The sequence below is a fragment of the Nostoc sp. EspVER01 genome, from assembly GCF_034530635.1.
GTDB lineage: Bacteria > Cyanobacteriota > Cyanobacteriia > Cyanobacteriales > Nostocaceae > Nostoc.
This window is the reverse complement of record NZ_JAVRCS010000005.1, coordinates 27947-40414: the sequence shown is the minus strand read 5'-3', so window position 1 is coordinate 40414 and position 12468 is coordinate 27947. Positions and strand designations below refer to the sequence as shown.

Genomic DNA, 12468 nt, shown 5'->3' with positions numbered 1-12468 from the left:
TGCGTTTCCCTCCATTAAAAACGCTACACGTTTTACACAAAACTGTAGTTAGTTTAACAGAAATGCCCCTAAAGGAGATGATGCAACGCTATCCCCTTATGGAGCAAAACTTGTCAATTCAGTTTTTTTATACTTTCGGTTTCCTAGAACAAGAATTATCTAGGATAAATGTGGCGTCTATTCCCCCATCCTGGGTTGACAATGGCGGCTAAATCTTCTTCAGATAATTTGCTGATTTCACTATCCAGTTCTCTGGCGGTGAAATCATAGCCACGCTCTTGAGCAATTTTGATGAAGGCTTCTGGATCGGCTGTTGCTTTGAGTCTTTGCTGTAACGCTTGATCTTGTTTTACAGCTTGAAAAAGTCGGGCAGCATTTTGCTGTGTCATAACAATCAATCTCCTGTTTGAAATATCAGGTTTGAATGTGATAGTTTAACTCTTGAGGATTCACTAACTTTTGTAAAGGATTTCTAGATGAGACACCGTATATTTCATCTTAAAACAAAGAATAAGAATGTGTTGATTTTGATAACAAAATATAACTTTTAAGCTAATACTAACTAATGTTAATTTTTGGAAGATTCAGCCCTCAGATAGTAGCAATTTTTATTTAAAAGTATTTGTTCTGACTTCTTATAAATACAATTTACATTCGTGCGAGTAGGCGATGTCTACAACGAACGCTCTATGTCTACACTTATGACGACAGTTGGCTAATTTCTCCCCACTCTTGGAAAATGAGCGATCGCACAAAGTAATTAACTGATTTCTCATCTTCAGGCTGACCAGATAGCAATTTAGAGCTTGACTTGACGCCTATGAATAAAATAGTATGTTAGATTGTCTGTCTAATTCCTGCTCGGATCAGGTAGACATATTACAAAGGCTGGCAAAAGCATCTCTACAGGAGATAAAAACCAGCTACCTGTACGGCAACCTCAAGGACAATTCCATGACCTACGCGATTATTGAAACTGGCGGCAAACAAATACGAGTAGAGCCAGGGCGGTTTTACGACATTGAACTGCTGGCGATCGAACCAGATGAAAAAGTTACAATAGATTCCGTATTACTCGTGCAGCACGATGGCGAAGTCACCATTGGACAGCCATTAGTAACAGGTGCGACTGTAGAAGGGACTGTAATGCGACATTACAGAGGTCGTAAAGTCCTGGTATACAAAATGAAGCCGAAAAAGAAAACCCGCAAAAAACGGGGGCATCGTCAGGAAATTACCAGACTTATGATTGACTCCATCACCCTCAACGGTGCAGTGTTTGCTGCCCAAGGAGAACCGGAGAAGGAAACCCCAGTTCTAGATAACACCGCTGCTGAAGAAGTTGAAACCGCTGCTGAATAATAAAAGAAGTAGATACACAAGAGGAAATTATGGCTCATAAGAAAGGAACAGGTAGTACACGCAACGGTCGTGATTCTAATGCCCAACGTCTGGGTGTCAAGCGTTATGGCGGTCAAGTTGTACGTGCAGGAAACATTCTCGTGCGTCAACGCGGCACCAAATTCCACCCTGGTAACAACGTCGGTATTGGTAGCGATGACACTTTGTTTGCCTTAATCGACGGTGTTGTAATGTTTGAGAGAAAGGGCAAAACTCGTAAAAAAGTTAGTGTTTATTTACCCATAACTGCTGCTGAGACAGCCCCTGCTGAAGCAGTAGCAAGTTAGAGTATTAGGGTAAGTATCCTGCGGTTGGTGCCAAGTTAAGAGACCTCTTGCAAAAATATATTTTTGCATTCTTAGGGAAAAGGGTAAAGGTTAAAGGGAAAGGGAAAATTTTATTTCTTTCCCCCTTCCCCCTTCCCCCTTACCCCGCTTGCGTCACAAAAGTAAACTACTAGAAAGTAAAAGTTGTGCGAAGTGCGCCTACAATTGCTGTGTCATTAGTACTAAACCCTTCCGGGCTGAAGATGAAATATACACCAGGGGTAATGGAGATATTGTCATTAACCCGATAGTTATAAAATGTTTCTAAATGATAGGGAGTCGCGTCTTCTGGACGAGAAGCAATTCCCGCTACAGATTCTCGGTAAAGTGGCTGTCCAAAAATAACGGCGGCGGTGTTCCCTTCATGGAATATATCTCTAAAATGCAACCCAGCCGACCAGCTACTAAAGGTTGTTGAGGCATCTACATTCGAGAGATTAGCAAAAAGCAATGCACCTGATAGCGACAAGGATGTTTTCGGCGCAAACCGCCACGTTACCGTTGCACCCACAGAATTTACATTGATTGGCTCATCAAGAGTTGCTAGTGTCGCGTCACCACCAAACCTCGCTAGTTGTGCTGCATTGGGAGTAAATCGAATAGAAGCAATATCTGCACTACCCAAGCCTGTACCTAGAATATTGATTGTGTGGTAGCTGTGTGCATAGTTGATGCCAATATCAATAGTTGAGATTGGTTTGAGGGTTAGTTGGGCAGCGATCGCTTGTGTGCCGTTAAAGACACCTGCTCCCAAAGGTGTGTTCAAAAGACCACGATCTTCTGATATTGGAGCGGAACCACTACCATAGATAACTCCGAGTCCTACTTGTTTTGAAGGATTCCACAAAAAACCAGCACCCGCTAATAAACCCGTACCAGAAGTGCCTCCTGTAATTCTGACAGCAGCGTTATAACCTGCAAATCGAGAGATTGCACCTTGGCTATCGCTGGCGTAGGGAGTGATGGCAGGAAAAACATCTGTAATCTCTGCATTAGTTCCACCAAAGACAACGAATTTCTGAGACAACGGTAAGACATAAGCTAGCTTGTAAAGACTAACTGAGTTTGCTCCGCCATCAGGTTGTAATGTCTGGGCGTTAAAGCCAGGAAATTGAGGTTCAAAGCTTAACTTGGTTGAACCTGCGCCAAGAAAACTTGAATTTGGCAATAATTGGCCTTGAATGGTTCCTCTTTCATAAAATGAACCGCTCGATCTAAAGTTGTAAGCTTGGAGTCCAACAATCAACAAATCACTGCCGTTAAAGCTGCTGGTAAGATTGAGCCGGACGCGATTATTGAAGGCTAATTTAGCATCTTGGCTGCCTGGTTCTCCACCTGTGGCTGTGGACAAAGAAAAAATCGCTTCGCCATTAAGTTTAGTTGTCGTAGAAAACTGTTGCTTCTCTAAGGTAGCTGTGTGAGTTTCTAAGGCATCTACTCGACCACGCAATGTTGCAAGTTCAGATGCAAATTGTTCTTGAAGTTTTTGGAGAGTAGTTAAATCTTCTTTCTTAACTAAATCACCAGTACTAGTAGCAATCAGTTCGTTGATTCTATCTAAGCAAGCATTCAATCCCGCAGCAAATTCATAACGGCTTAAGGCGCGATTTCCTTTATAAGTACTGTCAGGATATCCCACAATGCAACCGTAACGTTCCACTACCGATTGCAGTGCAAGAAAAGCCCAATCTGTTGTCTTAACATCAGATAGTTGAGATACAGAGTTTACTTGAGCGATCGCATTCGATTCTTGAAAATTAGAATTAGTTGAAAAGACGCTACTGTTGTCTTTGTCTGCGCTATCAAGATTGTTTACAGGATTGTCTGCACTGAGTTGAGCATTTGCTGGAGATGCACCCAGTGAAATTAAAGCAGTAAGTAAGCACAGGCAACTGACTCTTCCCGTATACATTAAATTGTAGTAATTCATACCCATTCCTCACACACAAAAGAAAACACCACGTTTTTTGTGAATACTAATTATTCACAAGTTAAAGCTAACCAGCAAAAACAATCTCTCAAGAATTAAATACTCTTTTTGTTGGGAGTTTGCCGATTAAACATGCGAACTTATGCTGCACAAAATTACTTTGTACAGAGTTCACATAGGAATATCTCAGTCGATGCATCGGCTGAGAATAGTTGTAGCTTTTATCAAGCTCAAAATTGAAATTTCAACAATTACTTAGTCATGAGTAAGGACTTCATTATTTTAAAAAATGCTTTTTGTAATTTTTAAACTACTTAAACTTTATAGATACACTATAGTTTTGATAAGTGCTACTTTACCATGTATTTTTTACAAAAATAAACATTTTTAATGTTTTTACTATATAATACAAATAATAGTCATTATATTAAATAATATTATAATAAGTAGCTTTTTGATAATATTAAAATATATAATCCGCTCATATCATGTCCGCTTGATTACTTACTAAACCCCAAGAACCCCACCCCGCCAAAGCTGCGCTTTGTCTCCCCTCCCGAAGAGCGGGGAGGGGCTGGGGGTGGGGTGCAATGACTGTGGAAATCATAACTAATTATGCGGACATGATATCATTCGTGCAATCAATAATGAGTTTATTTTCAGACGAAACAATGGCATTGTTAGCTAAAACAATGCCATTGCAACTCTAAAAGACTTGTGTATATACCGTAGCTTTACAAAGAAAGAGGTTTTTTAGCCAAGAGTGAACAGTCAGATTAATAATAGCTGCCAGATTTTCGATGCTCCAAAGCAGTGACACCATCATTTTCTAACACTTCACCGCGATCGATGACGGCATAAATTAACCATCTATCGCCACATTCTAGCTGATTTTGCACTGTACATTCTAAATAGGCTAATGCCTCATTCAAAATCAAACAACCATTCAGAGCCGTTTTTGTAGCAAGATTTGCAAAGGGATTATCTCCTAAAGTGCTATGACGAGAAAAATAGCGTCGGACATTTCTTCCTTCTTTGAGGATATTTAGCACAAATTTATCACCAGGATGATGCATTAACTCTGCATTCTGCTCATTAGCGATCGCAATCATAATTCCTGGTGGGTTAAAAGTTGCCTGAGATACCCAAGAAGTTAAAACCCCTTTGTGAGTTTCTTCATCACGAGTTGTCACAACACACAGAGAACCGACGATCCGACCCACCGCTTGTTCGGTACGATCTACATGGGTTTCTGTGACAATCTGGCGGGAAGTCCGCAGTTTTTTGGTTTTCTTCAAGTTTTGGGCAAAAAAAGCACCGGCTTCTTCACACTGCTGAAGAATCTCAGGAGTCGGACTGAAACGCACCCGAATTGTTTCAAACCCTAGTTGATAATTAGCATCTTTGAGCTTGCTTTCGATTAAATCTATTGCCTCGCCACTCCAGCCATAAGAACCAAACACCCCTGCTAACTTAGTTTTAACCGCCACCGAGAGAACTATTCCTAAAGCAGTTTGAATTTGAGTTGGTGCATGGCCGCCTAATGTGGGTGAGCCGATAATCAAACCATCACAGGATTCTACAATGCGGTTAATCTCCGCAGAATCGGCTAGTTCACAGTTAATCGATTCTACATTAACTCCATTTTGGATCAAACCTTGAGCGATCGCATTCGCCAGAGTTGCTGTATTTCCATAAGCAGAAGCATAAAGCAAAGCGACACTCAATTCTTGAGATTTTTGTCCTTGACACCATTGACGGTAATCATAAGTAAAACGACTCAAGCTGTAACGCACAACTGGCCCGTGTGCTGGGGCATAACATCTGGCTCCCAAAAGCGATATTTTATCTAAAGCTACTTCGACTTGTTTCGCTTGGGGGGCATGGAGACATTCAAAATAGTAACGACGTTCCGCATCTAAACCCTTCCAATCTTCATCAAACAAAGTATCTTCGCAAATATGAGCGCCGAAAAGTTTGTCTGTGTAGAGAATTTTTGTGGCGGCATCATAAGTACAAAGTCCATCCGCCCAGCGGGGAGTCGGTACGGTGATAAATGATAAAAGATGTCCTTGTCCTAAATCTAGAGTATCCTGCGATCGCATCGCTTGAATAGGTGATTCAAATTCGGGAAAAGCGGTTTTGAGAGCATTGGCGGCGGGGCGAGAACAAATGAGAGTAGCTTGAGGAACCAGAGAGAGCAATACTCGCAAGGTTGCTCTGCGGTTCGGGTTGACATGACTGAGAACAATGTAATCGAGGGAGATGAAATCTAGATGTTGTGCAAGTTGCTCAAGGTAAATTTCGGTAAAAGATTCGCCGGGAGGGTCAATTAAAGCCTTTTTATCAGCTTGAATCAGATAAGAATTTGCTGTAGTCCCTCGTTGGCGGGAATATTCCACCTCAAATTTTAATCTGTCCCAAGTCCGCGATCGCAAAATCAGAGTATTTTTACCAATTTCAGCAACTTGTACATCTCTGCTATGGTTGGGTGTTAATGTAGCGACAGACATAATAACCTCTGTTAATAATGGGGAATTGGGAATTAGGAATTAGGAATTGGGTGTTGGACATGGCAGAAGATTCTCCTTTCTACAGACACGATTAATCGCGTCTCTACCCACTCCCGTTCGACTACGCTCATGGCAAGCCTACTCCCTATTTTTAATGACCATTGTTTTGTATTAATTCAGACTTGGCTCGGCTTTTATAGCGTTTAGATATCTCTTGTTCGGGATCGATACCTTCAAAGGTAGGGGGTAGCCAAACTCGGAGGAACAATAGTACTCCCAGGACTAATAAAAAAGCACAAGTTGCTAAAACTTGACTCCAACTTGTTTCTAGAACACCTTTAACAATGACTTCTCGCAAAGCGGAAACAATGGAAACTTCAACAGCTACCCCAATAGATACTCGATGTTCCTGTAGGTAAATAATTAACAATCGGAATAGCTCAACTAAGATAAGTAAAAAGAGAATATCGGCAGTAACAGCATGAAAATCTAGAGGTGGAAGTAAGGAGAGAAACATATCTCTCACCTGAAGCACCATAAAGCTAAATAAACCAATACACAAACAAATCACAATCACATCTTGGATAAATTCCAAGGTTCGCACAACGCGACCACGATTGATTTCGTACATGCTAATCGGGGTATTTTCAACAGATTTATACATAGTTTTTTGGGAGACGCGATTCATCGCGTCTGTACAAGAATGGGTAGAGACGCGATTCATCGCGTCTGTGGTAAGCAGGGAAAATAAGGGAGGCAAGGGGACAAGGAGAATGACCAATGACAAATGACTATTTAATAATGATTGCCAATTTTGCGGTGATGAGCGGCGGTAAGTGCATTTAGTTTGGCGACCCTTCCAGTTTGGACTGTACTATAAATTACCCAATGATCTCCACAATCCATGCGGCTAGTGATTTCACATTCCATGTAAGCTAAAGCTTCAGCTAAAACGGGCGATTCATTTTTAGCTGGATATGTTTTCACTCCCGCAAATCTATCTGCACCAGGAGCAAAACGTTTGAGGAAATGTTTCATTAATCCTTGATATTTGCCTTCTTCTAAAACATTTAAAACAAAGCGATCGCCAACGTGCATTAAAGATTCAATTGCCCGATCTTTAGATACTGCGATCGCAACTCCTAAAGGCTCAAGACTCGCTTGTGTCACCCAAGAAGCAAACATTGCACTTTGAATTTCTCCTTTTTTGGCGGTAACAATGTATAATCCTGTGCTAATCCGCCCTAAAGCTTTCTCTAACTCGGTATTGATAGATTTTATCTGTTTTATGGTGCGATCGCGGTTCAACCATTGACCCAAATCTGTCCCCGCTTCATCACAAAGCTGTTCCGTTGCTTGAGTAGGAATTTCCTTAACTAAGATAGGTGGAAAAGCTTCAGTTAATCCCAATTCTTGAAACTTATTACGTAAAGGATAAATGGGTTCATCTTCTCCACCTCCAGACTCTAATAAACCAACAGCCTGTTTTTTGTGAACAGCAGCTAAAATCGTACTTAAAGCCGCTTGAACCATCACCGAAGATTGGGGTGGCATTGCAATTACTAAACCAGAAGATTGTGCAACTAATTCTCGAACTTCTTGAGGTTCTGAACTATTGAGAGGAACTAATTCTACCGCCGCACCTGTTTTCGCGCATCCATGAGCTATAGTACGGACTAACTGCTCGCTATAACCGTAATCTTCAACATAAAATAGAGCTACTAAAGTCTCTGTTTTTGCCTGTTCTAAACTCCAGTTTTGATACCGTCCGAGCCATTCAGATATATAGTGTTTTAATAAAGGGCCATGTCCTGTAGCAACTGTTGTTATTTCTAACTTTTCAATTCGCTTTAAAGCTGCCAGGACAGACCGAGCATTAGGCCCCATCAAACAATCATAATAATATTGAAAGTCTTCCTCAAGTAAGGTGATATTTTCATCATAAGTATGGTCATCACAGTAGTGCATCCCAAACACATCGCAGGTGTAGAGAGTGCTAGTTTTGTGGTCATAAGTGAAGATTGTGTCAGGCCAGTGTAAGTTAGGTGCAGAGATAAATTCTAATTCGTGCCCGTTGCCTAAATCTAATCGCTCTCCACTTTTCACCTGCATTGATTTAAAAGGCTGGTGAACCATATTTTCTAAAAATTGAATAGCTACCTTAGCACCGACAATAGTAATGGAAGGAGCTAATTGCAAAATATTTTTCACTAAGCCACTGTGATCGGGTTCTGTGTGGCTAATAATCAAATAATCTATTTTAGTTGGATCGATTAATCCCACCACTATCTCAAGATATAATTCCTCAAACTTACGGTGAGATGTGTCAACTAAAGCAACTTTTTCTCCCTGAATTAAAAAAGAATTATAAGTAGTACCATTCCGTAGACCAAACTCGACATCAAAACGTTCTCTATCCCAGTCTAGACAACGAATAGCAGTCGTTTGAGGAGCAATTTCAACAGTTTCAACTGTCAAACGTCCTGGGTTGGGAGTAGCTTGAGTAAGCTCTATGAGTGCAACCATTGTTTTCTCCAAAAAGATTGTTATATGAAGCGAGGTTGATGTTTCTTATATTTACCTGAAATACTCAATTAGTAAAATGCCAATTTCTAAAGCTAATCATCAGAAACTTTTATTCATCATTTAGATTGATTTACCATTGAATTAGTCAATGTTTACCATCAATAATAAATGTGAGAAAATATAAATAATCAGTTAGAATCTTTAGGGATGTCGTTAATATTTTTTCCTCCTGCCATACAAAAAATAAACAGCGAAATCGCCCGTCACGCTGGTGTCGATATGTATGTGCTGCGCCTGGATTTGATGCACCCGTGGGTTAACGGCAACAAGTGGTTCAAGCTGAAATACAACCTTTTAGAAGCCAGAGAGAAAAATTTCACAACGCTGTTAACCTTTGGCGGTGCTTATTCCAATCACATCTATGCAACTGCGGCGGCTGGTAATCTTTTCGGTTTTCGCACCATCGGCGTAATTCGTGGGGAGGAGAAGCTACCATTAAACCCAACGCTGAGTTTTGCTGTACAGCAGGGTATGCAGCTTGTGTACCTGAACCGCGAGATGTATCGACAGCGCAACACACCAGCATTACAGGAATATCTGCAACAACGTTTCGGCGAAGTGTTTATCATTCCCGAAGGCGGGAGTAATTTAAATGGTGTGCGCGGCTGCACAGAGATAATTATTGGTGATGCGATTGCATTTAATCATATATGCGTTGCTTGCGGTACGGCTACCACACTGGCGGGGATTGCGCTTTCGTTGGATCAAACGCAAAGAGCGATCGCATTTCCCGTATTGAAAAATGGGGCATTTCTTGCCCAAGAAATCGAAACTTTATTGACAAATTACCTCACCTCTGGTTTACCTGCACCATATACTTCTCCCGCTTCCTGGGAATTAGTATGTGATTATCACTTCGGCGGCTATGCAAAAGTGAACGATGAGTTACTACTATTCAGCCGGCAGTTTACACAGGAACATGGCGTACCTCTCGATTACGTATATACTGCCAAAATGTTTTACGGAGTGATGGATTTACTAAAGCAGGGATTTTTTTGTAAAGGCGATCGCTTGTTGCTGGTACACACAGGCGGCTTACAAGGCAATGCCGGTATGGAGGAGCGTTTTCAGAAGTTTACTAAAATCTCAGAGACGTAGCAATGTTACATCTCTGCTAGGGTTCTTACCGTTTATTTTGTAAACTTTGAATGGTAGCGATCGCATGTTTCGCCACAATATCAATCTCCTCTTGGGTATTGAAGCGTCCAATGCCAAACCTCACTGAGGCATAAGCTAGCTTTTCTGAATGTCCCAATGCTGTGAGAACATGAGAAGGTGCAGTATTTGCCGACGAGCAAGCAGAACCAGAAGATATGGCCATTACTGGCTGCAATCCTAACAAAAGTGCCGCACCATCCACTCCCTCAACACTGATACTCAAGTTTCCCGCCAATCGCTGTTGCGGATGTCCGTTGAGATGAATTCCTTCAACTTGCGAAAGCTGTTCCCACAATCTTTGTCTTAACTGGGTGAGGCGTTGGGTTTCTGTTTCTTGTTCCGCCAAAGCGATTTCTACAGCTTTCCCAAAGCCGACGATTTGCGGTGTATACAATGTACCAGAGCGCATCCCCCGCTCATGTCCACCGCCGTGTTGCTGGGGAGCTAGTTTTACTCTGGGATCGCGTCTGCGGACGTACAGCGCTCCAATACCTTTGGGGCCATATACTTTATGTGCTGTTAGCGACATCAAGTCAATTTTCATCGCTTGCACATCTAAGGGAATTTTACCAATAGCTTGGGCGGCATCGGTATGGAAAATGATATCGTGTTCATGGCACATTTCGCCAATTTCTGCCAAAGGCTGTAATACGCCAATTTCGTTATTTGCAGCCATCACCGATACCAAAATTGTCTCAGGACGGAAAGCTTTTTTTAACTCAGTTAAATCAATCAATCCATCTTTTTGGACAGGGAGAATAGTAATTTCAAAACCGAGACTTTTTAAATAATTACAAGGATCAATAACTGCATTATGTTCAGTGGCAACAGTAATAATATGCTGACCTTTTTTAAAATAAGCTTCGGCAACACCTTTTATAGCTAAATTATTTGCTTCTGTTGCACCACTCGTAAACACAATTTCTTCTGGTGTGGCGTTGATTGCTGCTGCTAAAATTTCTCGCGTTTGCCTCACAGCGGCTTCTGCTTCCCAACCATAAATATGACTAATACTTGCTGGGTTGCCAAATTTCTCTGTGAAGTAGGGAAGCATTGCTGCCAGTACCCGTTCATCTACGGGTGTAGTAGCGTGACAATCAAGGTAGATAGGACGAATCGACATAATTATTAACTCAAACTTTGACTCAAATTTTTTAATACGCTTAGAACTTGATACAGTTCATTTTTTCTCCTCAACAGACTAAATTCATCAGATAATGCATACTTTGGTATATTTTGTTTAGTCAGTTTTATAAAAATGAAATGACTACCATTTGTTACTAATCCAAAAGTAGGTTTGTCTTGACTAGGATTAGCCAACATATAAACAAGTGCTTGAGGTACGGCTTCTAAAAGAGAAAAACTAGCCCTTTTAGATTCAATTACTAACAACCAGAATTGTTCTTGAATAACTAAAACATCAATTCTACCTCTAATGATTTCTCCTTCATCTTCCGTAGAAATTTCTATTGATTCCTCGCCTCTCATATAAAAAGGCTCATCATAAAATCCAGCTAAATTGAGTAAAGGAGATAAAACTACTAATTTCACCGTTTCTTCTGACAAAGGAGGTCGCTTGACTAAACGGAGAAAATGAAGTTTTACTTTGTCTAAATTTTGCTTTTCTAAATCTGTAATTTCCGGTAAATTTTCAAACCATTCTGTGAAGAATGCCTCATCTTCGGCTACTTTTAGGCTAAATCTTTCTTCCAAATAGGCAAGCCCGATATTTTGTGCTTGGATAAATTGAACCATAATTTATTTACAAGATGCAATATAACTATTACGAAACTGTCCTAGTATTAATCTAGATAAAAATAGCAAAGAAAATTAACTTAAAAGTTGACCTATCTTTTTTAATATATTCAAAACTTTATATAATTCATTTTCGCGTCTATATAAAGTAAATCTATCAGATAAAGCATATATTGGTTTATTTTGTTTTATCAACTTGATAAATTGAAAATCTTCTCCATTCATTACTAAGGAATATGTAGGATGATCAGGCTGAGGATTTGCCAACATATGAGTTAGTGCTTGAGGAATCGCCTTTGCCAAGGAAAAACTAGACCTTTTAGATTCAATTATCAATAACCATAGCTGATCTTGGAGAACTAAGACATCAATTTTACCTTTAATAATTTCTTTAGTATCTTCGGTAGTTACTTCATCATCAATGATAAAATCTTCACTAATTTCTACACTTTCTTCTGTAGCAATATAAAAAGGAGGACGATAAAAACCAGCTAAATCTAACAACGGAGATAATACTACCAATTTTACTGCTTCTTCTAAAAGAGGAGCATTTTCAAGAACGTTAAGATAGTTATTTTTAACTCTGTCTAAATATTGCTTTTCTAATTCGGAGACTTCAGGGATATAGTCAAACCACTCTGTAAAAAATTGCTCATCTTCAGATTTATAGAGAGCAAATTTTTTCTTTAAATAGGCAAAAGTAACATTTTGGGCTTGGATGACTTGAATCATATTTATTTCAACTTGCAAAAAGTCTAATTCCTGACTTTAATTGTCACGCAGTTTCTAGCATCCAGCC

General features: G+C 40.2%; 11 protein-coding genes. 3 read left to right on the top strand and 8 right to left on the bottom strand.

Translation table 11 applies throughout. The annotated features are described in order from the left end of the window. Positions 1–155: 155 nt before the first annotated feature. Positions 156–389 (bottom strand): Nif11-like leader peptide family natural product precursor, encoded by a 234-nt coding sequence (locus RMX69_RS06115; RefSeq protein WP_322636844.1) that lies wholly within the window; start codon positions 387–389, stop codon positions 156–158. A gap of 565 nt (positions 390–954) precedes the next feature. Between RMX69_RS06115 and rplU the strand changes: the two genes are divergently transcribed. Beyond that, a complete protein-coding gene (gene rplU / locus RMX69_RS06110) occupies positions 955–1362 on the top strand; it encodes a 50S ribosomal protein L21 (RefSeq protein WP_289800080.1) in 408 nt (135 codons plus the stop codon). Between the two features lie 29 nt (positions 1363–1391). Then, on the top strand, positions 1392–1688 hold the full coding sequence (rpmA, locus tag RMX69_RS06105) for a 50S ribosomal protein L27 (RefSeq protein WP_289798566.1): 297 nt from the start codon (positions 1392–1394) through the stop codon (positions 1686–1688). Positions 1689–1857: 169 nt separating this feature from the next. Here the strand turns inward: rpmA and RMX69_RS06100 are convergent, their stop codons facing one another. From RMX69_RS06100 to RMX69_RS06085, 4 genes are all read right to left on the bottom strand, one after another. Beyond that, entirely contained in the window at positions 1858–3657 is a 1800-nt protein-coding gene (locus RMX69_RS06100; protein WP_322636843.1) for an iron uptake porin, read from the bottom strand. Positions 3658–4433: 776 nt separating this feature from the next. Further along, on the bottom strand, positions 4434–6170 hold the full coding sequence (locus RMX69_RS06095) for a diflavin flavoprotein (RefSeq protein WP_322636842.1): 1737 nt from the start codon (positions 6168–6170) through the stop codon (positions 4434–4436). 151 nt (positions 6171–6321) lie between these two features. Further along, positions 6322–6834: a phosphate-starvation-inducible PsiE family protein gene (locus RMX69_RS06090; RefSeq protein ID WP_289798568.1), complete on the bottom strand. Its 513-nt coding sequence runs from the start codon at positions 6832–6834 to the stop codon at positions 6322–6324. Positions 6835–6965: 131 nt separating this feature from the next. After that, a complete protein-coding gene (locus tag RMX69_RS06085; RefSeq protein WP_322636840.1) occupies positions 6966–8696 on the bottom strand; it encodes a diflavin flavoprotein in 1731 nt (576 codons plus the stop codon). 207 nt (positions 8697–8903) lie between these two features. On the opposite strand from RMX69_RS06085, the gene RMX69_RS06080 reads away from it, so the two are divergent. Continuing rightward, entirely contained in the window at positions 8904–9854 is a 951-nt protein-coding gene (locus tag RMX69_RS06080) for a 1-aminocyclopropane-1-carboxylate deaminase/D-cysteine desulfhydrase (protein ID WP_322636838.1), read from the top strand. A gap of 25 nt (positions 9855–9879) precedes the next feature. Here the strand turns inward: RMX69_RS06080 and RMX69_RS06075 are convergent, their stop codons facing one another. The 3 genes from RMX69_RS06075 to RMX69_RS06065 form a co-directional block, all read right to left on the bottom strand. After that, positions 9880–11037: an IscS subfamily cysteine desulfurase gene (locus tag RMX69_RS06075; protein ID WP_322636836.1), complete on the bottom strand. Its 1158-nt coding sequence runs from the start codon at positions 11035–11037 to the stop codon at positions 9880–9882. Between the two features lie 5 nt (positions 11038–11042). Continuing rightward, complete coding sequence (locus RMX69_RS06070) at positions 11043–11669, bottom strand: restriction endonuclease subunit R (protein WP_322636834.1); 627 nt, start codon at positions 11667–11669, stop codon at positions 11043–11045. A 75-nt stretch (positions 11670–11744) separates the two neighbouring features. Then, the gene (locus tag RMX69_RS06065) at positions 11745–12401 is read right to left on the bottom strand and encodes a restriction endonuclease subunit R (RefSeq protein WP_322636832.1); all 657 of its coding nucleotides are present in this window, start codon (positions 12399–12401) and stop codon (positions 11745–11747) included. Between the last annotated feature and the right edge of the window lie 67 nt (positions 12402–12468).